Genomic DNA, 25,012 nt, shown 5'->3' with positions numbered 1-25,012 from the left:
CCCCTTGCAATCAAAAAGGAATCGAGTAGTATTCCTTTTATGCGTCGGCACGTAGCGCAGCCTGGTAGCGCACCGTCATGGGGTGTCGGGGGTCGGAGGTTCAAATCCTCTCGTGCCGACCAAAAATACACAAAAAAAACCAGCCGCTTATGGCTGGTTTTTTATTGCCTGTACCCACATGCAGTAGGGTCAGTGCTTATCACGCCCACCGAGAAAGAAAATCCCCAGCGGAATCGCAAGCAGGACGGTGAACACCAGACTGTAAACAAAGATCATCGCCGATTGCAGGACAAACATGCTGGTTGTCCACGCAGAGAGCGGAATGTTGTACTGCTCGATCACACCGACAATGGTCGCGCGCCCCACGCATGCGGCAGCAATCATAAATACAACCAGTAACGCCAGCAGGAACTTGCGGCCTTCAGGTGTCTTCAGTTTTTCCCCTACCATCTCTCCTCCCTTTACAGATAAATAACAATAATTAACGCGTAAAATAACACGATCGCCGCCCCGACTCCAACGTAGCATTAAACACCACAAAAAGAACACTAAAGCAGTGTATTACTCCATTTAAATTGAAAACATGAGTAAATTGCGCCAACCATTCACGTACATTATGTTAGTCTTTCCCGGATCGTTTTGACAAAAAAGGAATGACAGTGAAAAACGCACCTAAATTTGCCATCGCCCTTCTCGCCGCTGCGTGCGCCAGCACCAGCGCTTTTGCCAGCGAAACCCAGAAAGAGCAGCCGCTGGAAAAAGTTGCCCCGTATCCGCAAGCGGACAAAGGGATGAAGCGCCAGGTTATTCAGCTCCCGGCCCAGCAGGATGAAGCAAATTTCAAAGTTGAGCTGTTAATCGGCCAGACGCTGGAAGTGGACTGCAACCAGCATCGTCTGGGCGGCAAGCTGGAAAGCAAAACGCTGGAAGGCTGGGGTTATGACTACTATGTCTTCGACAAAGTAACGTCACCGGTTTCTACCATGATGGCGTGTCCGGACGGCAAGAAAGAGAAGAAATTTATTACCGCGTATCTGGGTGATAACAGTCTGCTGCGCTATAACAGCAAGCTGCCAATTGTCGTCTATACGCCGGAAAACGTAGATGTGAAATATCGCGTGTGGAAGGCAGATGAGACTGTCGGGCAGGCGGTAGTTCGTTAAAAAAAAGCCGGGTGGCGCTCACGCTTACCCGGCTTTTTTACGCTACAGCGCGATATCCGCAACCGGCTTGTTTTCTGCCTGTGGCTTCAGCTCCGCCTTTGGCGCCGCATCCGCAGCCTGCGGTTTGACGTATTGCAGTTGCAGTACGCGGCTGGTGTATTCCAGCTCTTGCTCCGTGGCGTCAACGTTACCGTTCAGCTTCGTACCGTAAGATGGAATAATGGTTTTCAGCTTCGCCTGCCATTCCGGGCTGGACACTTTATCCTTAAACACTTTTTCCATCAGGTGCAGCATGATTGGCGCAGCGGTAGACGCACCCGGGGATGCCCCCAGCAGCGCGGCAATGGTGCCATCCTTATCGCTCACCACTTCGGTACCCAGACGCAGTACGCCGCCCTCTTTCGGATCGCGCTTGATGATCTGTACACGCTGACCCGCCTGCCACAGACGCCAGTCTTCTTTCTTCGCCTGCGGATAGTACTCTTTCAGCGCCTCGAAGCGTTCTTCATCAGAAAGCATCACCTGGCTAATCAGGTATTTCACCAGATCAAAGTTATCCAGCCCAACGTCCATCATAGGTTTGACGTTCGACGTCGTGGTCGCGCTCAGCAGATCCCACAGGGAACCGTTTTTCAGGAACTTGGTAGAGAAGGTAGCGAACGGCCCGAACAGCACCACGCGCTTACCGTCCAGCATACGGGTGTCGATATGGGGAACGGACATCGGTGGCGCGCCAACGGAGGCCTGACCGTACACTTTAGCCAGATGACGGTTAACCACTTCCGGGTTTTCCGACACCAGGAACTGGCCGCCGACCGGGAAGCCCGCGTAGTCGTCAGCTTCCGGAATACCGGACTCCTGCAACAGTTTCAGCGCCGCACCGCCCGCACCGATAAACACGAACTTCGCCTTAATGACATGCTCGGCTTCGTTGTTTTTCAGATCGGCAACGGTCACGCTCCAGCTGTTATCCGCGTTGCGCTTGAAACCACGCACTTCGGAGCTGAGTTGCAGGTTGAAGTTCTCTTTTTTCTTCAGAGAGGCCACCAGCTGACGGGTGATTTCACCGTAGTTAACGTCAGTACCAATTTCAGTGCGGGTCGCCGCCACTTTCTGGTTCGGATCGCGTCCTTCCATGACCAGCGGTGCCCACTCTTTGATTTGAGCGTGATCTTCAGAGTATTTCATCCCGCGGAACAGCGTGCTCTGTTGCAGGGCAGCGTAACGCGCGCGCAGGAAATTGACGTTTTGATCGCCCCACACAAAGCTCATGTGCGGTACGGTGTTGATGAAGGAGTGCGGATTGTGTAACACGCCGCTGTTCACCTGGTGAGACCAGAACTGGCGTGAGATCTGGAACGCTTCGTTGATCTCTACCGCCTTCTCGATACTAATGGAACCGTCCTTTTTCTGCGGCGTATAGTTCAGTTCCATAAGTGCCGAGTGCCCCGTCCCGGCGTTATTCCAGCCGTTAGAGCTTTCCTGCGCCACGCCATCAAGGCGCTCGACCATGGTCATGGACCAGTTCGGCTCTAATTCCTGAAGATACGTGCCCAGCGTAGCGCTCATGATGCCGCCACCAATTAAAAGGACATCCGTTTCCTGCTCTTTTGGTGCGTCAGCTTTCGCCGCCAGCGAGACGGCGTTCAGCCCCACGGCCAGTGAAAAGAGCACGGCAGTCATTTTTTTCATCATTTATGCCTTAGTTGAATAGTGCTTGATGCGTAGAAATTACAGGTGAAACACGCTGCGGGGGCACGGTAACAACTTTTAAATATTGTTTAAAGGTTACGAAATTATTGTAATTGTGAAATTTAATGATGGATTGTTTGTGGGGTTTTGACAGGCAGGCTGGCACCAGGCGATTTTCCTGGCTATTATGCTGCACTTTGTGATCGCGCGCACGGAAGCCTGCCCCTACTAGCGAATTCTTATGTCATTACCCCACTCGTCTGTACCCCACGAAGGCCACGTCGCCACCGTTTTACGTTCGCCTCAACGTCTGATGCGCGAAACCCTGGCCGGCGTGATTACCGCGCTGGCGCTGATCCCGGAAGTGATTTCGTTTTCCGTGGTTGCGGGCGTGGACCCGAAAGTGAGCCTTATCGCCTCCGTGGTGCTCTGTTTTGCCCTTTCCCTGCTCGGCGGGCGTCCGGCCATGGTGACCGCGGCGGCGGGCTCCGTCGCGCTGGTTATTGGTCCGATGGTTCATCAACACGGCGTACAGTACATTCTGCCTGCGGTAGTCATGGCGGGCGTGATTCAGATCCTGTTCGGCGCGCTGGGTATGGCGCGGCTGATGCGCTTTATTCCCCAGTCGGTGATGACCGGGTTTGTTAACGCCCTTGGCATTTTGATTTTCTTTGCCCAGGTTCCCCATTTCTGGAGCCGAAGCCCGCTGATTGTGGGCCTGTTCGTGCTGACGCTGCTGATTGTGCTGTGGGTGCCACGCTATATCAAAAGCGTCCCCTCCCCGCTGATTGCCATTGTGGTGCTGACGCTGTTTACCGTCACCAGCGGACAAATTCTGCCAACGGTGGGTGATGAAGGCTCCATGAGCGGCGGTTTGCCTGGCTTTACGCAACTGCTGGTGCCGCTTAACCTGGAGACGCTGAGCATCATCTGGCCGTGCGCGCTGAGTATCGCCTTCGTTGGCCTGCTGGAATCGCTACTGACGGCTAAGCTGGTGGATGAACTGACCGTGACCCCTTCAAGCAAGCGCCGCGAGAGCATCGGGCTGGGCGTAGGAAATATCATGGCCGGGTTCTACGGCGGCATTGCGGGCTGCGCGATGATTGGGCAAACCATCGTTAACGTGGAGATGGGCAAAGGCAGAAGCCGTATCTCCACCCTTGCGGCAGGCGTTGTGCTGCTGGTACTGGTCACGGCGCTCAGCGAGGTAATGGCTAAAATCCCGATGGCGGTACTGGCGGGTATTATGGCAATTGTGGCCGTCAAGACCTTTAGCTGGCATAGCGTTCAGCCCGGAACGCTGAAAAACGCGCCGGTGGCGGAAACCGTCGTGATGCTGGTGACGGTTGTAGCAACGGTTTCCACCGGTAACCTGGCGATTGGCGTGCTGGGCGGGATCGTGATGATGTTCATCCTCCCTGCCCGACTGAAGCAAAAGGCGCTGGCTACAGAAGAAAAATCGTCGCCAGTCCAAGAAAAATAAAGAAACCGCCGGTATCGGTAATGGCGGTGATCATCACGCTCGACCCCACAGCGGGGTCGCGCCCCAGACGGGTCATCGTCAGCGGGATAATCACGCCCATCATCGCCGCCACCAGCAGGTTCAGCACCATCGCCAGCATCATGACCCCGCCGAGCGCCATATCATCGTACAGCCACCAGGTGATGCCGCCCATGATGCCGCCCCAGACCAGGCCGTTAATCAGCGCAACGCCCATCTCCCTGAAGATCAGCCACGAAAAATTACCCGGCTGAATATTTTCCAGCGCCAGGGCACGAACGATCATGGTGATAGTCTGGTTACCGGTATTCCCCCCGATCCCCGCCACAATAGGCATCAGAGAAGCCAGGGCTACCAGCTGGGAAATGGTATGTTCGAAGCCGTCGATGACGCGGGAGGCCACAAACGCGGTGCATAAATTGATGGCAAGCCACGCCCAGCGCGTTTTGACGGCCTTGCCGACGGAGGCGTGAACGTCATCTTCGGCACTGATCCCACCAAGGGCTCGCAGGTCGTTATCGGTCTCTTCATAGACCACATCAACGATCTCATCGATGGTCAGACGCCCCATCAGTTTGCCCACGGAATCCACCACCGCGGCGCTCACCAGGTCATCACGTTCGAAGGTACGCGCCGCTTTTTCGGCATCGTCTTCCGGCGAGAACACCATCGGCTCGGTTTCCATCACCTCACTCACCCGCTGCTGGGTGCTGTTCAGCAGGATCGTTTTAAGCTCCAGCTCGCCGAGCAGGGTTTTGTCCCGCGAGGTGACAAACAGTTTGTCGGTGTTGTCCGGCATGCTGCCGAGCCGACGAAGGTAGCGCTGCACCGTGCCCAGGGTGACGTCCGGACGCACGGTGATAACGCCAAACTCCATGATTGCGCCGACGCTGTTTTTCTCGTAGTGCATCACCTGACGCACGCGCGCCCGCTCCTCAGCAGGCAGGGAAGCCAGCAGGCGACCGGTCAGGTTTCGCGGAAGGTGCTGTACAAGGTAGATCTGCTCGTCGATATCCAGCGTTTGCAGAGCGTCAAGAATGTCCCGGTCGCTCATCTCATCGATAAGGTCATCCCAGACGTTTTCCGACGCTTCAAGCAGCACCTGACCGCGCTCATGATCCTGCACCAGCCGCCACAGGGCGTGGCGCTCCTCGGAAGGCAGCGCCTCCAGCGTATCCGCCAGATCCGGGGGCGGTAAATGTGCTACCAGCGCACCTACCTCAGCAATATCGTCGGCCAGCGTGCCGACATCATATTGCTCAGCCAGGGTCAGCTTACCCAATAACGTTGACGTCACCGCTTTATCGGTCGTCAGGAGCCAGATGAGGCGCGCACGCTCCTGGTCACGCTGCCTTGCGCTGTTTTTCTTTAATAACGACATTAATCATAAATCCATGAAATAGGTTGGCTTTAAGCATAGCGCGGGGATATGTAAATAAGAATAAACGGCGTGTCGGGATGGAGAAAAAATCGGCATATATGAAAAATTAACGTGCCGGGCGCACCCGGCACAATCGCACTCAGGCCGTACGCGCCACCGCATCCCGTGACGCAGCATCGCGCTCGTCACCGGTCAGCTCGCTCAGCTTGCCGTCGCGCATCTCCAGCAGACGGTCGGCGTGAATGAAGTAGTGATCGTCATGGCTGATGGCAAAAATGGTTTTCCCCATCGCCTGCATCAGCGGCAGCAGCACCTGATAAAACTCGCGGCGGAAGTGCGGGTCCTGATCGGCGGCCCACTCGTCCAGCAGGATGATGTCGCGCTCCTCGGCCAGCGCCAGCAGCAGCGCCACGCGTTTCTTCTGCCCTTTCGACAGCCTGAGATTGAGGATTTTGCCATCCTGGAGCTCCAGCTTGTGTGACATTTGCAGGTGCGCAAGCCACTTCTCCACCAGCGCGGGATCCGCCTGCTGCCCTTCCGGACCCAGCAGCTGATCGAACAGCCAGACGTCGGTAAATACCGCCGAGAAGAGCTTGCGGTAGTCCTCCGGTTTCTCCGCGCTCAGCGCGTTGCCATCCAGCAAAATTTCACCCGACTGCGGCTGATAGAGCCCCGTCAACAGCATCGCCAGAGTGGATTTGCCGCTGCCGTTGCCGCCGATGAGGAACAGCAGCTCGCCACGGTGAAGGGTCAGGTTTATCGGCCCCACGGAGAACGCGCTCTCCTGATAGCGGAAGGTAACGTTACGCAGCTCAAGCGTTTGCCAGTTCGGGAAGGCCTGCGGACGCGGGAACTCGGCCTTAAACGGCGCAAGGTCGAGCTTCTTCAGCTTGTTAAAGGCGACCTGAGCGCTCAGCAGCGTCGGCAGTGCGCCAACGGCCGACAGCAGCGGCGTGCGTAAAAACAGCAGCGTCAGGGAGTACGTGGCCGCCACGTTGGTATCCGCCCACCCCAGGCTATTCGCCATCCAGAACACCAGGCCAATGGCGCCCAGCATCATAATGTTGGACCAGTTCACGGCGCTCAGGTGGAACGTATCGGCGCGAATAATATGATGACGATATTCGTGCGCGTCAGGAATATAGAGGTTGTTGAAGATGTGCTCGGCGCGCTCGCGGTTCAGCGTCAGCTCTTTGCGCCCTTCCAGCACCGTCTGGTAGTCGTTATAGAGCTTGTCTTCCGTTTCGCGCAGCACCGCCATGTGCTTATAGACACGGGAGACCAGCAGGAACCCGCCCCAGATGGTGATGGCAATCCACAGCGCCGTCACGGCCAGCATTTTGCTGGAGAGCCAGGCGAGATAGGCCGCCGAGCCAAAGGTCAGGATGATCCCCTGCACCAGCTCCGGCAGACGTACAAACGCGATGGTAATGGCGCGCACGTCGCTGGTCAGCCCCGCCAGCAGAGAGGCGCTTCCCAGCTGTTCGATGCGCTCAACCTGGGTGTCGAGAATACGTTTGATGAACTCACTGCGCAGACGGAAAACGAAATGGTGGCCGAGCGCGGTCAGCGCCAGCTGCGATCCGAGCGTGACCGCCATCAGCAGCAGCAGTAATCCCAGAAATTCCGGCAGGACGGAGAGTGACGTGTCGACCATTTCGATCAAACGCACGTTAATGAAGGCAATCAGGCCAATCCCCAGCGCCGCGCTGGCAAGGCTTAGCGCCATTACCGCGATGAAAGGCCAGCGGTACTGCCGCCAGACAAGAAGAAGTAGTTGCATGCAGAGCAATCCGGACAAGAAAAATCAGCCAGCAGTGTAAACTGCCTTTCACACACATCAAGAATAATTCTTATTTTTATTCTCTGTACGCTGCCTGCCGGAACGTAAGGTTGTAGCGAAACGCCCCCGCCACCGGGTGTTCGCCATTTTTAAGCGGCTGAATACCATGGTAAAAAAGCCGTGACTCACCGCCCCAGACCACCACATCGCCATGCTCCAGCATCAGCCGTTTTAGCGGGTCGTTGCGCCGCAGCCCGCCAAACTGAAAGACAGCGGGCAGCCCAAGGGATACCGAGACAATCGGCGCGCGCAGATCCGGCTCGTCCTTATCCTGATGCAGGGAGAGTTTTGCCCCGATGGCATAGCGGTTGATAAGACAGGCGTCGGGTCGAAAATCAGGATAGCCGGCCGCGACGGCGGCATCATGGCACAGCGCCTGAAACGCCTCCGGCATTGGCGGCCACGGCTGCCCTGTCAGCGGATCGTTCGGCGCATATAAATAGCCCCGCGCATTTGTCGCCCATCCCAGTTCGCCACAGTTGGTCATCGCCACGGACATGGTATACCCGCCCGGCGTGACCATATGGCGAAACGGCGAACGGGCGGTGACGGCATCAATACCGTCGAACAGCGCCGCCGCGCGGGAAAGCGCGAAGCGTCTCAGGATCGTCGCCCCCGGCGCGAGCGGCTCCTGCCAGGGTTCAGCCTCCGCAAAAAGATCGAGCATTATCCCTCCTGTTTATTCGCCTCACGTTTTAATAATAGTACCTTACGCGCTGCCCCCCAGCGATAGCCCGAGAGCGCACCGTCGTTACGCACCACGCGGTGACAGGGGATCACAATCGCCAGTTTATTGGCGCCGCAGGCCCCCGCCACGGCGCGCACGGCGTTGGGTTTGCCAATGGCCTTTGCCACCTGCTGATAGCTTGCCGTCTCACCGCAGGGGATAGCCCGTAGCGCCTGCCAGACCTGCTGCTGGAAGGCGGTACCGCGGATATCCAGCGGCAGCGTCAGGGGCGTCGCGCGGCTGTCGACAGAGGCAATCACCTGACGGATCCGCCCGGCAAACGCGCCTTCCATCGGTTCACGGACGGCAAGCGGAAACAGTGAAAGCAGCTCGGCCGTCAGCGCGGCGTCGTCATCCCCCAGCAGTATCGCGCAGATCCCGCGCTCGCTTTCCCCCACCAGACAGCGGCCCAGCGAGCAGTCGCTGATGGCATAGCGGACTGCGGCATCCCCGTTGCGGTACTGTCTGGCCGTCATGCCCAGCGCGCCATCGGCTTTACGGTAGTAGCTGCTGCTGTCCGGGAACCCGGCGGCCAGAACGGCATCGGTGATTTTACCGCCCTGCGCCAGCGTGCTGCGCAGGCGTTGTTCGCGCGCGGCCTGCTGCCAGGCTTTCGGCGTCATGCCGGTAACGGATTTAAACAAGCGGTGGAAATGGAACGGGCTCATGGCAACCTGCTGCGCCAGCGCGTCAAGGTTCAGCGCGGCATCCTGCTCAAGCAGCCGGCAGGCCAGCGCAATACGGGCCTTTTTCTGCGCCATAGGATCGTCCTGGTCTGGCAAACAGCGTTTACAGGGACGGAAGCCCGCCAGCCCGGCCTGGTGAGCATCAGGATAGAAGCAGACATTTTTACGCAGCGCGTGGCGGGCACGGCAGGACGGGCGGCAATAAATGCCGGTCGTCTGCACGGCAAAAACAAACTGGTTATCCGCATGAGGATCGCGGGCCAGAACGGCCTGCCAGCGATCCTCATCGGTGAGATAGGTTGTGTTTTTCATCATCGGCTCCTCTTACAAGCATACGCTTAGCCTGCCTGAACGCCACCGAACAAAAACCCGCAACCTTGCTTTTTAATTTTTCTCGCTTACCAGGAAGCTGTTGAACTGCGGTGAACTCCAGGTTTTAAACCCGTCAGCCTCTTTGGTGATCATATAGACGGCCAGCCCTTCCTGGCGCACCACCTCTTTGGCTTTCTCCGTGCCGAGCACCATCAGTCCGGTATCCCATGCGTCCGCTTCCAGCGCGGTTGGGGCTATCACCGTAACGGACACCAGATTGTGGGTAATGGGGCGTCCGGTTTGCGGATCGATAACGTGCGAAATACGTTTGCCGTCCAGTTCGTAATAGTTGCGGTAGCTGCCGGAGGTGCTGATACCGTGCCCGTTGATGTCGACAATCGCCTGCACCGCGTTCTGCTGGTCGGTTGGTTTCTGGATAGCCACCCGCCACGGCCTGCCGCTGGCGTTCATACCCCGGCTGACGAGCGCGCCCCCTACGGAAACCAGGTAACGGGGAATGCCTTCCTGCGCCATCAGGGCCGCAAGATGGTCCGCCGCATACCCCTCGCCTACCGTAGAGAGATCCACAAACAGATCGGGAATATCCTTTTGCAGGTATTGTTGACCGTACTGGCCGATCACCGACAGATGTTGTAACCCTGTACGGGCGCGGGCGTCGTCGATGGCGTCCTGATCGGGGGTAGCCACCGGCTGTTTGTCAGGCCCAAATCCCCACAGATTGACCAGCGGCCCCACGGTCACATCCATTGCGCCGTTGGTTTTGTAGCCCACGCGCATAGATTCCGTGACGATATCGGCCATCGCTTCGCTCACCGGCCACAGCGAGGTGCTGCTGGAGCGATTGAAACGCATCAGTGCTGAGTCATTCTTATACGTCGAGAGCAGCTGATCGTCAGCATCCAGCTGCGCCTGAATTTTTCCGCGTAATTCTTCAGCGCGGGATTTATCAATATCCATCACGCTGACGCGCCAGAAGGTCCCCATGGTTTTCCCTTCCAGCACCGTCGCGGCTGGCGCCTCGATTTTTGCGGGCTGCGTAGAAGAGTCACACGCGGTCAGGAGTAAAACAATCGCCAGAAAGCTGGCGCGCAAAAAAGTCATTTCCATTGGTTATTATCCTCATGCCAGGGCGGCAAGAGTACACTAAAACAGCGTATTTGTAAGACCCTAAAAAAGCATGAAAAAAGGGGCCTGATGGCCCCTTTGTTGCAGTATGAGCAATTAGAACTGGTAAACCAGACCCAGCGCTACGATATCGTCGGTGCTGATACTGGTGCGGCGAGTGAAGTCGTTTTCATCCAGCAGGTTGATTTTGTAATCAACATAGGTGGACATGTTTTTGTTGAAGTAGTAAGTCGCGCCTACGTCAACATACTTCAGGATATCCTGATCGCCATAGCCTTCGATGTCCTTACCTTTAGATTGCAGGTAAGCCACGGATGGACGCAGACCGAAGTCGAACTGATACTGAGCAACCACTTCGAAGTTCTGTGCTTTGTTAGCCCAGCCCTGATCGCCAACGCGGGTCGCGTTGTAGGTCTGAGAATACTGTGCAGCCAGGTAGATGTTGTTCGCGTCGTATTTCAGACCGCCGGTGTAGGTCTCAGCACGATCGCCGTTACCGAAGTAGTTTGGCGCGTTCTGGTCATCAGTACGTTTAGAGCTGGTGACAGCCGTACCGAGTGCGAAGCCTTCGCCCAGATCGTAGGTCAGAGAGCCGCCGTAGCCGTCACCGTTCTGACGCAGCGCGTCACGACCGTTATTGGTCTGGCCTTCACCGCTTGGGCTGCCGTTTTTACCCTGGTACTGTAACGCAAAGTTCAGACCATCAACCAGACCGAAGAAGTCCTGGTTACGGTAGGTCGCGAAGCCGTTACCGCGCTGCTGCATGAAGTTGTCAGAACCGTAGGTGTCGCCGCCGAATTCCGGCAGAACGTCGGTCCAGGAAGTGACATCGTAAACAACGCCGTAGTTACGACCGTAGTCGAATGAACCCGCATCAGCGAATTTCAGACCAGCGAACGCTACACGCGTCCATGAGTTGTTTTCGTTCTCGCCAGAGTTGCCCTGGATCTGGTATTCCCACTGGCCGTAACCGGTCAGCTGATCGTTAACCTGAGTTTCGCCTTTGAAGCCCAGACGCATGTAGGTCTGGTCGCCGTCTGCACCGTCGTCATCGGAGAAATAGTGCAGGCCATCCACTTTACCGTACAGATCTAATTTGTTGCCGTCTTTGTTATAAATTTCAGCCGCATTTGCTGCGCCTGCCACCAGCAGAGCTGGTACCAGGAGGGACAGTACTTTAACTTTCATTTTATTAACCCTCTGTTATATGCCTTATTATTTACCACTGCTTACTGGTCAACCCTCTTAACCAGTCGGCAAGTTCATTCTCCTCAAAAATGCAGAATAATCCAACAGGAATATGATACGAAAACTTTGAAGATGTTTCACTTTACCATCAAGATGTTTCAATTTGTAAATATTAAGGAACTTTCACAGAGCATCAAAAGTTTAAAAATATAGCACGGATAATCAAAAAAAAATATATCGTAAAAATTTCAATAAATTAACTTAAAAAACAGTACCGCACTGAATGACAAAAAAATTCCCTTCAACACCACTAAAATAACTCTCGCTATCATCATTAACTTTATTTATTACCGTCATTCAGTTCTGAATGTCTGTTTATCCCTAATTGAACCGGATGCTTTGCATTCGGTTTTTTTTTACCTTTCTTTACGTCAGCAGACATTTAATGTGCTACCCGCCTGTAATGATAACGACTATTAACTAAATTCAGCGTTGGCGTTTACAGAATTCTTTTTTTGTAGCCGCAATTAATTTCTTGTTAATTCGTGCTATTTTTCAGCCGTTGTGACGGCGTATTTGTACATTTGACTGGGTTTTGTACATCTTTTACCCGGATGTCGTTGAAGCGGGTTGCGACAGATAAAAAGTCAAGGTCATGCCGATAACGACGCTGGAAATTCGGTTATTACCCTTTATACTGCCCTATCCCATTACCGCGCGGCCATTACGGGTTAAACACATCAATGAGTCAGACAGAAACTACCGCCCCGAGCAAATTCTCCCTTCTACCGGGCAGCATCACCCGTTTCTTTCTTCTGTTGATCGTTGTGCTGTTAGTCACAATGGGGGTGATGGTCCAGAGCGCCGTGAACACCTGGCTTAAAGATAAAAGCTATCAAATCGTCGATATCACCCACGCGGTGCATAAGCGCATTGATACGTGGCGCTATGCGACCTGGCAAATCTACGACAATATTGCCGCCGCGCCTGCCACTTCGTCAGGCGAAGGGTTGCAGGAAACGCGCCTTAAGCAGGATGTTTATTACCTTGAAAAACCGCAGCGCAAAACTGAAGCCCTGATTTTCGGTTCGCACGACAGCGCAACGCTGGAGATGACGCAGCGGATCTCCTCCTATCTGGACACCCTGTGGGGCGCCGAGACTGTTCCGTGGTCCATGTATTACCTGAACGGCCAGGACAACAGCATGATCCTGGTCTCTACCCTGCCGCTTAAGGACCTCTCGTCCGGCTTTAAAGAGACCACCGTTGGCAGTATTGTGGATTCCCGTCGGGCAGAAATGTTGCAACAGGCCAACGCGCTGGACGAGCGCGAAAGTTTTTCTTCGCTACGCCGCCTGGCCTGGCAGAACGGCCATTACTTTACGCTGCGCACCACCTTTAACCAGCCGGGCCATCTCGCGACCGTGGTTGCCTTCGATCTGCCGATTAACGATCTCATCCCGCCGGATATGCCGCTGGACAGTTTCCGTCTGGAGCCAGACAACAGCACCCAGAATATGCGCACGCCGTCGGACAAAGAAGGCGCGGACAGCGTCGCGATCTCCTTCAATGGCTCAAAAATTGAGATTGCCTCATCGCTCAATTCAACCGGTATGCGGCTGGTGTGGCAGGTGCCTTTTGGCACCCTGATGCTTGATACCCTGCAAAACATTCTCCTGCCGCTGCTGCTGAATATCGGCCTGCTGGCGCTGGCGCTGTTTGGCTACAGCACCTTCCGTTTCCAGTCGGGCCGCCAGAGCGACTCGACATCGGTATCCTCAGGAACCAGCAACGAACTGCGCGTCCTGCGTGCCTTAAACGAAGAGATTATTTCCGTGCTGCCGCTGGGGGTGCTCGTTCACGATCAGGAAGCAAACCGCACGGTCATGAGCAATAAAATTGCCGACCACCTTCTGCCGCACCTTAACCTGCAAAATATTACGGCCATGGCGGACCAGCATCAGGGCGTTATCCAGGCCACCATTAATAATGAACTGTATGAGATCCGTCAGTTCCGCAGTCAGGTCGCCTCGCGCACGCAAATCTTCATCATTCGCGATCAGGACCGCGAAGTGCTGGTAAATAAAAAGCTCAAGCAGGCGCAAAGGCTGTACGAAAAGAACCAGCACGGCCGCGCCGCGTTTATGCAAAATATCGGCGATGCCTTTAAACAACCGCTGAAGTCACTCGCCACGCAGATTGCTGATTTAAGCACGCCGGAAAGCCGACAGCTGAGCAGCCAGGCCGACTCGCTGGTTCGTCTGGTGGACGAAATCCAGCTGGCGAATATGCTGGAGAACGACATCTGGAAGGGCACCCCGACGCTCTTCTCCATCCAGGATCTGATTGATGAGGTGGTACCGGAAGTGCTACCGGTGATCAAGCGCAAGGGACTCCAGCTGTTGATCAACAACCATTTACCGGCCAACGACGAGCGTCACGGCGATCGTGATGCCCTGCGCCGCATTCTGATGATGCTGATCCAGTATGCCGTCACCACGACGCAGATCGGCAAGATCACCCTGGAAGTCAGCACCGATGAATCCACCGACGATCGCCTGACGTTCCGCATTCTGGATACGGGCGAAGGCGTGACCGTCAGCGAAATCGATAACCTGCACTTCCCGTTCCTGAACGATACGCAGCGTGATCACTACGGTAAGGCGAATGCCCTCACCTTCTGGCTCTGCGATCAGCTGGCGCGCAAGCTGGGCGGTCATCTGAACATCAAGGCCCGCGAATCCCTCGGTACCCGCTACTCCTTACACGTCAAAATGGCGGCGAATCCACAGGAAGAGGATGAAGAGCGTCTGCTGGATGATGTAGTCGTGATGGTGGATGTGACCTCCAGCGAGATCCGTAATATCGTTGTTCGTCAGTTAGAAAACTGGGGCGCGTCCTGCATCACCCCGGACGAAAGGCTCGCGAGTCAAGAATTTGATCTATTTTTAACTGATAATCCGTCTAATCTTACTGCCTCAGGCTTGCTTTTAAGCGATGATGAGCCAGGCGTGCGGAAAATTGGCCCTGGGCAGCTGCGCGTCAACTTTAATATGAGCAATGCAATGCAGGAAGCTGTATTACAACTGATTGAAGAGAATCTGGCGCAGGAAGAGATCCTGGAGTCACCGTTAGGCGGCGATGAAAATGCAGAACTCCATGCCAGCGGATATTATTCGCTCTTCGTTGATACAGTACCAGATGATGTTAAGCGGTTGTATACTGAGTCCGCTGCGCAGGATTTTGCAGCGCTGGCACAGACAGCACACCGGCTTAAAGGGGTGTTTGCCATGCTTAATCTGGTTCCCGGCAAGCAGTTATGTGAAACGCTGGAACATCTAATTCGTGAGAAAGATGCCTCTGGCATTGAAAAATACATCAGCGACATTGACGCTTACGTCAAGAGCTTGCTGTAGCAAGGTAGCCTTATACATGAACAATATGAACGTAATTATTGCCGATGACCATCCGATTGTACTGTTCGGTATTCGCAAATCACTTGAACAGATCGAGTGGGTGAATGTAGTCGGTGAATTTGAAGATTCCACAGCTCTCATTAACAACCTGCCTAAACTTGATGCGCACGTGCTCATTACCGATCTCTCCATGCCTGGAGATAAATACGGTGACGGCATTACGCTCATCAAATACATTAAACGCCACTTCCCGGACATTTCGATCATTGTTCTGACCATGAACAATAACCCGGCGATCCTGAGCGCCGTTCTGGATCTCGATATTGAAGGGATTGTACTGAAACAAGGCGCACCTACCGATCTGCCAAAAGCGCTGGCGGCGCTACAGAAAGGGAAGAAATTCACCCCTGAAAGCGTCTCACGCCTGCTCGAAAAAATCAGCGCGGGTGGCTATGGCGACAAGCGTCTTTCGCCAAAAGAGAGTGAGGTTCTGCGTCTGTTCGCTGAAGGTTTCCTGGTCACTGAAATTGCCAAGAAGCTGAACCGCAGTATTAAAACCATCAGTAGCCAGAAAAAATCCGCGATGATGAAGCTGGGTGTGGATAACGATATCGCCCTGCTGAACTATCTCTCTTCCGTAACGCTGAGCGCAACGGACAAAGATTGATCTTCGCTGTTTACGCCGGGTGGCGCTCGCGCTTACCCGGCCTACAGCCGCCGGAGAAATAAAAAAGGCCCTTTCGGGCCTTTTTTATTGTCTCGCTTTTCTTACCCGCTCCGCATACACGGATAGGGTCTGCTTCAGGACATCCAGCGTGACCGGCTTCGACAGACAGCTGTCCATCCCGGACTCCAGACAGCGCTGTTTCTCCTCTGCCAGGGCGTTGGCTGTCACCCCGACCACCGGTAGCGTCAGCCCCAGCTGTCGGATACGCTGTGTCAGACGGTAGCCGTCCATGTTAGGCATGTTCACATCGCTGAGCACAATATCAATATGGTTCTTACTTAAAACGTTCAGGGCATCCACGCCATCATTGGCCGTTTTACACTGATAGCCCAGAGAGCCAAGCTGGTCTGCGAGCAGACGACGGTTAATCGGATGATCGTCGACAACCAGAATCATCATGTCGTCGTTCACCGACGCCAGCTCATCAGGAGAGGCCAGCGCGGTCGCGCCATCGCTGTCCTCAAGCTGTACGCTGTAAATGCGCGCCAGCAGGCCCAACAGCTCGTGCGGTGTCGCCACGCTGTGCACCCACAGCCCAGGCGAACGCTCAATCGGAATACCGATATGGCGGCGGCAGAACATCACCACCCCGCGTCCCGCCCACGCCTGGTCTGGCTCAACGTCGGTGATCAGCATGTCATCCGCGTCCGGCGTCTGGCCTTCATAGCGTGAGACCCGCACGCCGCTGCTGGTCAGCATCGAGGTCAGGAAATCGTGTAAGGAGGCGTTGTGCACCGCCAGCCAGCAGTGCTTATCGCTCAGTCCGTCGACCGTGGCTTTCGCCGGATAGTGTGCCGAATAGAGCGGAATACGGATGGTGAACTGGCTGCCCATACCCGGCTCGGTATCGACGGAGATATCCCCGTCCATCATGCTGATCAGCTTCTCACAGATCGCCAGGCCCAGCCCGGTCCCCTGGAAGTTGCGCTGTACGCCCGTTCCCACCTGGAAGAACGGATCGAACAGGCGAACAACCTCTTTCGCCGGGATGCCGACCCCCGTGTCGCGCACGCGAATGGTCAGGTACTCCCCTGCCCGACAGACATGCAGCACAATACAGCCGATATCGGTGAATTTGATGGCGTTGCTCAGCAGGTTCGAAATGACCTGTTGCAGACGCATCGGATCGCCATGCAGCGTCAGCGGCACATCCGGCTCGATAAAGCAGTACAGCCCCAGCTGCTTGCGCACCACCAGCGGCAGATAGTTGGCGCTGATATGGTTCATCACCTCGCGCGGGGAGAACTCACGCGGTTCTATTTTCAGCTGCTCAGACTCAATTTTAGAGAAGTCGAGAATATCGCTGATGATTTTCAGCAGCAGGCTGGAGGAGTTGTTCATGGCCGTCACCAGCCGGTCGACCCCTTTCGGCAGCTCCTTGGTCTGGAGCAGATCGAGGTTACCGATAATGCCGTACAGCGGCGTACGCAGCTCATGGCTAACGGTCGCGAGGAACATCGACTTGGACTGACTGGCCTGTTCCGCCGCCTGCGCCATATCCTGCAATGACTCTTCCATCTTCACGCGCGCAGAAACATCCACCAGCACGCAAATCGCCACGTTTTCATTGCGGTAGCGCGAATGGACGAAGCTGATTTGCAGGTTGGTGTGGGTACTGGTCAGCACGTCCACAAAGTTAACCTGCTGACCGCAGATGATCTGCGTTAACCGCTGGCGGTCTTCATGCGTGAGCATGTTCAGGTAGTTATGGGCAAGCTCGTTACTGAGGATATTCGTCCCGTCCTGAGTACGCAGGATACAGATCCCCACTGGCGCCGAGGCGACAATCTTACGGTTAAACTGCTCGTGCTCTTCCAGACGCTGCGCATCCGCTTCCGCCGGAATAAAGATCCGCCGCTCATACATTCTCGCCAGCATAAACAGCGCTACGCCTACCGCGATGTTCAACAAAATGGCGTTAAGGATCAGGATGCGAATGCGCTCCAGCACCTTGTCCACCGGCAGCGAGTAAACGATGCTCAGCGACGACGGCGGCAAACTTTTTTTCAGCACCAGCTCGCGGAAACCGGAGGTATAGCCAAACCATGACCGCTCCTGCATCCAGCTGGGCTCCACCTTCAGGCGGTTTTCAGGCCCGGCAAGGGAAATGAGCGGGTGGGCGTTTTCATCCAGAATGGTCACCCCCATCGGCAGGCTGCCCGGCGTGAAGAAGTTTTCCATGCGGATGGTTTGTTCAATCCCCAGCAGCGCTTGCAGGCGGTTACCGAGATAAACCGGAGTCAGGGCATAGAAATAGCCGACGCCCATGCGCGACCCCTGGCTTATCCAGAAGATGTTGTTTCCACGCTCCTCCTGAGGCGCATTACGGTATTTCACGATGCGCTCGTGCAGGCTTTTCAGCGCGTCTTCGCGTTCGACGGGCATATCCCGCAGGCCGAAATCCGCTATGCAGAGGTTTTCGTTGCCAATCAGGTAGACGCGGTTCAGATCGTAGGCGGCGGAGAAGTTATCGCGCCAGTAGCGCATAAACCATGAAAGCGACTCCAGCGAGCCACGCCAGGCTTTGCCCATGGCTGAACAATCGGAGTCCGGGAAGAGCGGTTCGAAATCAGGTACTTCGGTTTTTTCATCTCGTCCACGAAGGGCCAGAATGCCGTTCTCTGCCGTCAGTCGATTTTCGGCAATATATTTAAGCTCTTTCATCACATCAGACGTGCGCTGGATATAGCGCTGGGCCTGATCCGAGCTTAAGTTAAACTCCTGACGGATCTCCGCTTCTTTCTGGTGCAGCGCGTTAACGATGTAAAACACCGAGAGCAGCGCCACCAGCAACCAGAGCAGCAGCGCAAGCGCCCGAAACAGATAGCGAGAGACTTTTAGCGTGGTACGAAAGGAAACGAGGTATTTCAAAGGGGCGAGGCTCCGCCATCGGGGAAAAAAGAATGTGGTTAAGGTAGCGGTAAACGCGGCTTGTCGCAACGTTCACTTGTCTGCTTACGCAAAACAAAAGGGCCGGAAACCGGCCCTTTATGCGTCAGGAGACGTTACTCGTCAGCGTCATCCGCTGCGTCATCATCGGTGTCCGCTTCCGGGACGATTTCGTCATCCCCTTCCGCGACGCTGCCATCGATAGAGTCGAGCTCTTCGTCATCCACCGGCTCAGCAACGCGTTGCAGACCGACGACGTTTTCATCTTCCGCAGTACGGATGAGGATAACGCCCTGGGTGTTACGACCCACCACGCTGATCTCAGACACGCGCGTACGCACCAGCGTACCGGCATCGGTGATCATCATGATCTGGTCCGCGTCGTCCACCTGCACCGCGCCCACAACGGAACCGTTGCGCTCGGTGACCTTGATGGAGATAACGCCCTGCGTGCCACGTGATTTGGTCGGGTATTCGCTTTCCGCCGTACGCTTACCGTAACCGTTCTGGGTGACGGTCAGGATTGCGCCTTCGCCACGAGGAACGATCAGGGAAACAACGGTGTCTTCACCCGCCAGCTTGATACCACGCACGCCGGTCGCCGTACGGCCCATGGCGCGAACGGCGTTCTCTTTGAAGCGCACCACTTTACCGGCCGCAGAGAAGAGCATCACTTCATCAGAACCGGACGTCAGATCCACGCCAATCAGTTCGTCGCCTTCGTTCAGGTTCACCGCGATAATCCCGGCGGAACGTGGACGGCTGAACTCGGTCAGTGCGGTTTTCTTCACGGTACCGCTCGCGGTCGCCATAAAGACGTTCACGCCCTCTTCGTACTCGCGTACCGGCAGGATGGCGGTGATACGTTCGTTCGCTTCCAGCGGCAGCAGGTTGACGATTGGACGTCCCCGCGCGCCACGGCTCGCTTCCGGCAGCTGATAGACCTTCATCCAGTACAGACGGCCCCGGCTGGAGAAGCAGAGGATCGTGTCGTGGGTGTTAGCCACCAGCAGACGGTCAATGAAGTCTTCTTCTTTAATACGTGCCGCAGATTTGCCTTTACCGCCACGACGCTGTGCTTCGTAGTCGGTCAACGGCTGATACTTCACGTAGCCCTGGTGAGACAGGGTCACTACCACGTCTTCGCGGTTGATCAGATCTTCAATGTTGATATCAGAGCTGTTGGCCGTGATTTCGGTACGACGCTCGTCGCCGAACTGATCGCGAACCAGCTCCAGCTCTTCGCGGATCACTTCCATCAGGCGCTCTGCGCTGCCCAGGATATGCAGCAGCTCGGCAATCTGCTCCAGCAGCTCTTTGTACTCGTCGAGCAGTTTTTCATGCTCAAGGCCGGTCAGTTTCTGCAAACGCAGATCCAGAATCGCCTGGGCCTGCTGTTCAGTCAGGTAGTACTGACCGTCACGCACGCCGAATTCCGGTTCCAGCCACTCAGGACGCGCGGCGTCGTCGCCGGCACGTTCCAGCATCGCCGCCACGTTGCCCAGATCCCATGGACGCGCAACCAGCGAGGCTTTCGCTTCTGCCGGGGTTGGCGCACGGCGGATCAGTTCGATGATCGGGTCGATGTTCGCCAGCGCAACGGCCAGTGCTTCAAGGATATGAGCACGATCGCGCGCTTTGCGCAGTTCAAAGATGGTACGGCGAGTCACCACTTCACGGCGGTGACGCACGAACGCGCTCAGGATCTCTTTCAGGTTCATGATCTTCGGCTGACCGTGGTGCAGCGCAACCATGTTGATACCGAAGGAGACCTGAAGCTGAGTCTGGGAGTAAAGGTTGTTCAGCACAACTTCACCCACCGCGTCGCGCTTGATTTCAATCACGATGCGCATACCGTCTTTGTCAGACTCGTCACGCAGCGCGCTGATGCCTTCAACGCGTTTTTCTTTTACCAGCTCGGCGATTTTTTCAATCAGACGCGCTTTGTTCACCTGATACGGGATCTCGTGAACAATGATGGTTTCACGGCCGGTTTTGGCGTCCGCTTCCACTTCGGCGCGGGCACGGATGTAAATCTTGCCGCGACCGGTGCGGTACGCTTCTTCAATACCGCGACGACCGTTGATGATCGCCGCCGTCGGGAAGTCCGGGCCCGGGATGTGCTCCATCAGCCCTTCAATGCTGATGTCTTCATCGTCGATGTAGGCCAGGCAGCCGTTGATCACTTCCGTGATGTTGTGCGGCGGAATGTTGGTTGCCATACCGACGGCGATACCGGACGAACCGTTCACCAGCAGGTTTGGGATCTTCGTTGGCATAACGTCAGGAATTTTTTCCGTGCCGTCGTAGTTATCAACGAAATCAACCGTCTCTTTTTCCAGGTCGGCCATCAGCTCATGGGCAATCTTCGCCAGACGGATTTCCGTATAACGCATTGCCGCGGCGGAGTCGCCGTCGATAGAACCAAAGTTACCCTGACCATCTACCAGCATGTAACGCAGCGAGAACGGCTGCGCCATACGGACAATGGTGTCGTACACCGCGGAATCACCATGGGGATGGTATTTACCGATTACGTCACCAACGACACGGGCAGATTTTTTGTAGGCTTTATTCCAGTCATTGCCCAATACGTTCATGGCGTATAGTACGCGACGGTGTACCGGCTTCAGGCCATCGCGGACGTCCGGCAGCGCACGGCCAACAATGACCGACATCGCATAGTCCAGATAGGAGCTTTTCAGCTCTTCCTCGATGTTAACCGGTGTAATTTCTCTCGCAAGGTCGCTCATCTAACCGCTATCCCTCTACTGTATCCCGGATTCAAAGGTCGCAAATTATAACACAGCCGCGGTGATACAGGTAAACCTATACGCTTTATTCACAGGGATTGCCTGATATACTCATTTGTCTTGCTAAATAAGGAGTAAAAGCGCCCATGAATGCCGAAAAATCCCCGGTGGCTCACAACGTTGACCACGAAGAGATTGCCAAATTTGAAGCGGTGGCGTCCCGCTGGTGGGATCTCGAAGGTGAGTTCAAACCTCTGCATCGTATTAACCCGCTGCGTCTGGGCTATATCGCGGAGCGTTCCGGCGGTCTGTTCGGTAAAAAAGTGCTCGACGTTGGCTGCGGCGGCGGCATCCTGGCGGAAAGCATGGCGCGCGAAGGGGCCACCGTCACCGGCCTGGACATGGGCTTCGAACCCCTACAGGTTGCCCGTCTTCACGCGCTGGAGTCCGGCGTACAGGTAGAATACGTTCAGGAAACCGTGGAAGAGCACGCGGCAAACCATGCGCACCTGTACGACGTGGTGACCTGCATGGAGATGCTGGAGCACGTTCCCGACCCGCAGTCGGTGGTGAACGCCTGTGCAAAACTGGTGAAGCCGGGCGGCCAGGTCTTCTTCTCGACGATCAACCGCAACGGCAAAGCCTGGCTGATGGCCGTGGTGGGCGCGGAATATGTGCTGCGCATGGTGCCGAAAGGGACGCACGACGTGAAGAAGTTTATCAAGCCTGCCGAACTGCTGGGCTGGGTTGACCAGACATGGCTTAAGGAGCAGCACATCACCGGCCTGCACTACAACCCGCTAACGGATAAATTCAAACTTGGCCCGGGCGTGGATGTTAATTATATGTTGCATACAACCGCCAAAAACGACTAACGTCATCCGTTATTCTTATAATGATTGCGCGACATCATGTTGCGCAATTCTGACCTCCCGTTGAAGAAATCAGCACTCGATCAAATTTTGAATTTTTTTTCTGGAATATTGACATCTCTTCCAGGCCTTATGGCACGAGGACTTAGCCTTTTTTACCCTTTCACAACCTCAATTTAACGTCAAAATCAACCCTTGTACTGAAAAGAATCCTTACTAGAATACTCACCATATAGCGTTATTCTTATCGCAAAACCCCTATATGTAGTATTTATCCACAGAGTTAGTCACAAGACGGATCTGTGGATAAGCGGGGGATATTTTTTATTTCACGGACAGGTAAAAACCCACATGAATCAGAGTCTGCTGGTGACAAAGCGCGACGGTACCACCGAGCGTATCAATCTGGACAAAATCCATCGAGTTCTCGACTGGGCAGCAGAAGGACTGAACAACGTATCTATCTCCCAGGTTGAACTGCGTTCTCACATTCAGTTCTACGACGGCATCAAAACGTCTGATATCCACGAAACCATTATCAAAGCAGCGGCGGATCTGATCTCCCGCGACGCACCGGATTATCAGTACCTCGCTGCGCGTCTGGCGATTTTCCACCTGCGTAAAAAAGCCTACGGCCAGTTCGAGCCGCCGAAGCTTTACGATCACGTGGTGAAAATGGTCGAGCTGGGCAAATACGACACGCATCTGCTGGAAGACTATACGGAAGAAGAGTTCGAGCAGATGAACGGGTTTATCGATCACTGGCGCGACATGAACTTCTCCTACGCGGCGGTGAAGCAGCTCGAAGGCAAATATCTGGTTCAGAACCGTGTGACCGGTGAGATCTACGAAAGCGCCCAGTTCCTCTATATTCTGGTGGCCGCCTGCCTGTTCTCGAATTACCCGCGTGAAACCCGTCTGGATTACGTGAAGCGTTTCTACGATGCGGTATCAACGTTCAAAATTTCTCTGCCTACGCCAATCATGTCTGGCGTGCGCACCCCTACCCGTCAGTTCAGCTCCTGCGTTCTGATCGAGTGTGGTGATAGCCTGGATTCCATCAACGCCACCTCCAGCGCCATCGTAAAATACGTTTCCCAGCGTGCCGGTATCGGCATTAACGCTGGCCGTATCCGCGCGCTGGGCAGCCCGATCCGCGGCGGCGAAGCGTTCCACACCGGCTGTATTCCGTTCTACAAGCACTTCCAGACGGCAGTAAAATCCTGCTCTCAGGGCGGCGTGCGCGGGGGTGCAGCCACCCTGTTCTACCCAATGTGGCACCTGGAAGTGGAAAGCCTGCTGGTTCTGAAGAACAACCGTGGCGTGGAAGGCAACCGCGTGCGTCACATGGACTACGGCGTGCAGATCAACAAGCTGATGTACACCCGTCTGCTGAAAGGTGAAGACATCACCCTGTTCAGCCCGTCCGACGTCCCGGGCCTGTACGACGCGTTCTTCGCCGATCAGGACGAGTTCGAGCGTCTGTACACCAAATACGAAAAAGACGACAGCATTCGCAAGCAGCGCGTGAAGGCGGTAGACCTGTTCTCCCTGATGATGCAGGAACGTGCCTCTACCGGTCGTATCTACATTCAGAACGTTGACCACTGCAACACCCACAGCCCGTTTGACCCGGTCGTTGCGCCAGTACGCCAGTCTAACCTGTGCCTGGAGATCGCCCTGCCGACCAAACCGCTGGACGATGTGAACGACGAAAACGGCGAAATCGCTCTGTGTACGCTCTCCGCGTTCAACCTGGGTGCGATTAAGAGCCTGGACGAGCTGGAAGAGCTGGCCGTGCTGGCAGTTCGCGCGCTCGACGCCCTGCTGGACTACCAGGATTACCCAATCCCGGCGGCAAAACGCGGCGCAATGGGCCGTCGTACCCTGGGTATCGGCGTGATCAACTTCGCCTACTGGCTGGCGAAAAACGGCAAGCGTTACTCCGACGGCAGCGCCAACAACCTGACCCACCAGACGTTCGAAGCGATTCAGTACTACCTGATGAAAGCCTCCAACGAGCTGGCGAAAGAGCAAGGCGCGTGCCCGTGGTTCAACGAAACCACCTATGCGAAAGGCATTCTGCCGATCGACACTTACAAAAAAGACCTGGATGCGATCGTCAGCGAGCCGCTGCACCTCGACTGGGAAGGCCTGCGCGAGTCCATTAAAACGCACGGCCTGCGTAACTCCACGCTCTCTGCCCTGATGCCGTCCGAGACCTCTTCGCAGATCTCCAACGCCACCAACGGTATTGAGCCACCGCGCGGCCACGTCAGCATCAAAGCGTCGAAAGACGGCGTGCTGCGTCAGGTGGTACCGGATTACGAAACGCTGGGTAACAACTACGAGCTGCTGTGGGAAATGCCAAACAACGACGGTTACCTGCAACTGGTGGGTATCATGCAGAAGTTTATCGACCAGTCGATCTCTGCCAATACTAACTACGACCCGACGCGCTTCCCGTCAGGTAAGGTTCCGATGCAGCAACTGCTGAAAGACCTGCTCACCGCCTACAAATTTGGCGTGAAGACCCTGTACTATCACAACACCCGTGACGGTGCAGAAGACGCGCAGGACGACCTGGCCCCGTCAATTCAGGACGACGGCTGCGAAAGCGGCGCATGTAAGATCTAATGTAAATGCCGGGTGGCGCTCCGCTTACCCGGCCTACGATTTTGTTTGCCCGATTGACAAAATCTCTCACAGGACACAC

16 protein-coding genes and 1 tRNA gene are annotated in these 25,012 nt (G+C 55.4%); 7 read left to right on the top strand and 10 right to left on the bottom strand.

Annotated elements, in window-relative coordinates; all coding sequences use genetic code 11:
• Window positions 1-45 precede the first annotated feature (45 nt).
• Window positions 46-122: transfer RNA gene (locus INF58_RS10950), tRNA-Pro, on the top strand.
• Between the two features lie 67 nt (window positions 123-189).
• Here INF58_RS10950 and INF58_RS10945 read toward each other — a convergent pair.
• Window positions 190-450 (bottom strand): DUF2534 family protein, encoded by a 261-nt coding sequence (locus tag INF58_RS10945; protein ID WP_063450348.1) that lies wholly within the window; start codon window positions 448-450, stop codon window positions 190-192.
• Between the two features lie 203 nt (window positions 451-653).
• Here INF58_RS10945 and eco point away from each other — a divergent pair, with 203 nt between their 5' ends.
• Window positions 654-1,163: a serine protease inhibitor ecotin gene (gene eco / locus INF58_RS10940; protein WP_063450349.1), complete on the top strand. Its 510-nt coding sequence runs from the start codon at window positions 654-656 to the stop codon at window positions 1,161-1,163.
• A gap of 42 nt (window positions 1,164-1,205) precedes the next feature.
• Here eco and mqo read toward each other — a convergent pair whose 3' ends face one another.
• On the bottom strand, window positions 1,206-2,855 hold the full coding sequence (gene mqo, locus INF58_RS10935; protein WP_058646988.1) for a malate dehydrogenase (quinone): 1,650 nt from the start codon (window positions 2,853-2,855) through the stop codon (window positions 1,206-1,208).
• Window positions 2,856-3,096: 241 nt separating this feature from the next.
• Between mqo and INF58_RS10930 the strand changes: the two genes are divergently transcribed.
• Window positions 3,097-4,338, top strand: a complete 1,242-nt coding sequence (locus INF58_RS10930) for a SulP family inorganic anion transporter (RefSeq protein ID WP_131636564.1) — start codon at window positions 3,097-3,099, stop codon at window positions 4,336-4,338.
• Here INF58_RS10930 and mgtE read toward each other — a convergent pair.
• The 6 genes from mgtE to INF58_RS10900 all read right to left on the bottom strand — a co-directional run bounded on the left by mgtE (window position 4,301) and on the right by INF58_RS10900 (window position 11,639).
• On the bottom strand, window positions 4,301-5,737 hold the full coding sequence (mgtE, locus tag INF58_RS10925) for a magnesium transporter (RefSeq protein WP_063450351.1): 1,437 nt from the start codon (window positions 5,735-5,737) through the stop codon (window positions 4,301-4,303). The genes INF58_RS10930 and mgtE overlap by 38 nt on opposite strands.
• A gap of 139 nt (window positions 5,738-5,876) precedes the next feature.
• Window positions 5,877-7,520 (bottom strand): multidrug ABC transporter permease/ATP-binding protein, encoded by a 1,644-nt coding sequence (locus INF58_RS10920; protein WP_193527672.1) that lies wholly within the window; start codon window positions 7,518-7,520, stop codon window positions 5,877-5,879.
• Between the two features lie 76 nt (window positions 7,521-7,596).
• The gene (gene alkB, locus INF58_RS10915; protein ID WP_193527671.1) at window positions 7,597-8,247 is read right to left on the bottom strand and encodes a DNA oxidative demethylase AlkB; all 651 of its coding nucleotides are present in this window, start codon (window positions 8,245-8,247) and stop codon (window positions 7,597-7,599) included.
• Complete coding sequence (gene ada, locus INF58_RS10910; RefSeq protein ID WP_112791563.1) at window positions 8,247-9,305, bottom strand: bifunctional DNA-binding transcriptional regulator/O6-methylguanine-DNA methyltransferase Ada; 1,059 nt, start codon at window positions 9,303-9,305, stop codon at window positions 8,247-8,249. The genes alkB and ada overlap by 1 nt, the downstream gene beginning before the upstream one ends.
• Before the next feature lie 72 nt (window positions 9,306-9,377).
• Window positions 9,378-10,433, bottom strand: coding sequence for an FAD:protein FMN transferase ApbE (gene apbE, locus INF58_RS10905; protein WP_193527670.1), 1,056 nt, complete (start codon window positions 10,431-10,433; stop codon window positions 9,378-9,380).
• A 114-nt stretch (window positions 10,434-10,547) separates the two neighbouring features.
• Window positions 10,548-11,639, bottom strand: coding sequence for a porin OmpC (locus INF58_RS10900; protein ID WP_063450356.1), 1,092 nt, complete (start codon window positions 11,637-11,639; stop codon window positions 10,548-10,550).
• 743 nt (window positions 11,640-12,382) lie between these two features.
• On the opposite strand from INF58_RS10900, the gene rcsD reads away from it, so the two are divergent.
• Window positions 12,383-15,055: a phosphotransferase RcsD gene (rcsD, locus tag INF58_RS10895; RefSeq protein WP_063450357.1), complete on the top strand. Its 2,673-nt coding sequence runs from the start codon at window positions 12,383-12,385 to the stop codon at window positions 15,053-15,055.
• Window positions 15,056-15,071: 16 nt separating this feature from the next.
• Window positions 15,072-15,722, top strand: coding sequence for a response regulator transcription factor RcsB (rcsB, locus tag INF58_RS10890; RefSeq protein WP_003859405.1), 651 nt, complete (start codon window positions 15,072-15,074; stop codon window positions 15,720-15,722).
• 84 nt (window positions 15,723-15,806) lie between these two features.
• Here rcsB and rcsC read toward each other — a convergent pair whose 3' ends face one another.
• On the bottom strand, window positions 15,807-18,653 hold the full coding sequence (rcsC, locus tag INF58_RS10885) for a two-component system sensor histidine kinase RcsC (protein ID WP_193527669.1): 2,847 nt from the start codon (window positions 18,651-18,653) through the stop codon (window positions 15,807-15,809).
• A 134-nt stretch (window positions 18,654-18,787) separates the two neighbouring features.
• Entirely contained in the window at window positions 18,788-21,424 is a 2,637-nt protein-coding gene (gyrA, locus tag INF58_RS10880) for a DNA topoisomerase (ATP-hydrolyzing) subunit A (RefSeq protein ID WP_112791567.1), read from the bottom strand.
• Between the two features lie 146 nt (window positions 21,425-21,570).
• Here gyrA and ubiG point away from each other — a divergent pair, with 146 nt between their 5' ends.
• Window positions 21,571-22,299 (top strand): bifunctional 2-polyprenyl-6-hydroxyphenol methylase/3-demethylubiquinol 3-O-methyltransferase UbiG, encoded by a 729-nt coding sequence (gene ubiG, locus INF58_RS10875; protein WP_193527668.1) that lies wholly within the window; start codon window positions 21,571-21,573, stop codon window positions 22,297-22,299.
• A 348-nt stretch (window positions 22,300-22,647) separates the two neighbouring features.
• Window positions 22,648-24,933 (top strand): class 1a ribonucleoside-diphosphate reductase subunit alpha, encoded by a 2,286-nt coding sequence (gene nrdA / locus INF58_RS10870; protein ID WP_023300610.1) that lies wholly within the window; start codon window positions 22,648-22,650, stop codon window positions 24,931-24,933.
• The last annotated feature ends 79 nt before the right edge of the window (window positions 24,934-25,012 follow it).

The sequence above is a fragment of the Enterobacter cloacae complex sp. P24RS genome, assembly GCF_014982165.1.
Taxonomy (GTDB): Bacteria; Pseudomonadota; Gammaproteobacteria; order Enterobacterales; family Enterobacteriaceae; genus Enterobacter; species Enterobacter quasihormaechei.
The sequence above is the reverse complement of the archived record's forward strand: the minus strand, read 5'-3'. Positions and strand labels throughout refer to the sequence as shown.

What these genes read in the sequence shown, in the direction of transcription:
- mqo (WP_058646988.1), bottom strand. Translation starts at nt 2,855, where the DNA reads ATGAAAAAAATGACTGCCGTGCTCTTTTCACTGGCCGTGGGGCTGAAC.
- ada (WP_112791563.1), bottom strand. Translation starts at nt 9,305, where the DNA reads ATGAAAAACACAACCTATCTCACCGATGAGGATCGCTGGCAGGCCGTT.
- rcsB (WP_003859405.1), top strand. Translation starts at nt 15,072, where the DNA reads ATGAACAATATGAACGTAATTATTGCCGATGACCATCCGATTGTACTG.
- INF58_RS10930 (WP_131636564.1), top strand. Translation starts at nt 3,097, where the DNA reads ATGTCATTACCCCACTCGTCTGTACCCCACGAAGGCCACGTCGCCACC.
- ubiG (WP_193527668.1), top strand. Translation starts at nt 21,571, where the DNA reads ATGAATGCCGAAAAATCCCCGGTGGCTCACAACGTTGACCACGAAGAG.
- rcsD (WP_063450357.1), top strand. Translation starts at nt 12,383, where the DNA reads ATGAGTCAGACAGAAACTACCGCCCCGAGCAAATTCTCCCTTCTACCG.
- INF58_RS10945 (WP_063450348.1), bottom strand. Translation starts at nt 450, where the DNA reads ATGGTAGGGGAAAAACTGAAGACACCTGAAGGCCGCAAGTTCCTGCTG.
- apbE (WP_193527670.1), bottom strand. Translation starts at nt 10,433, where the DNA reads ATGGAAATGACTTTTTTGCGCGCCAGCTTTCTGGCGATTGTTTTACTC.
- INF58_RS10900 (WP_063450356.1), bottom strand. Translation starts at nt 11,639, where the DNA reads ATGAAAGTTAAAGTACTGTCCCTCCTGGTACCAGCTCTGCTGGTGGCA.
- mgtE (WP_063450351.1), bottom strand. Translation starts at nt 5,737, where the DNA reads ATGTCGTTATTAAAGAAAAACAGCGCAAGGCAGCGTGACCAGGAGCGT.
- eco (WP_063450349.1), top strand. Translation starts at nt 654, where the DNA reads ATGACAGTGAAAAACGCACCTAAATTTGCCATCGCCCTTCTCGCCGCT.
- nrdA (WP_023300610.1), top strand. Translation starts at nt 22,648, where the DNA reads ATGAATCAGAGTCTGCTGGTGACAAAGCGCGACGGTACCACCGAGCGT.
- gyrA (WP_112791567.1), bottom strand. Translation starts at nt 21,424, where the DNA reads ATGAGCGACCTTGCGAGAGAAATTACACCGGTTAACATCGAGGAAGAG.
- INF58_RS10920 (WP_193527672.1), bottom strand. Translation starts at nt 7,520, where the DNA reads ATGCAACTACTTCTTCTTGTCTGGCGGCAGTACCGCTGGCCTTTCATC.
- alkB (WP_193527671.1), bottom strand. Translation starts at nt 8,247, where the DNA reads ATGCTCGATCTTTTTGCGGAGGCTGAACCCTGGCAGGAGCCGCTCGCG.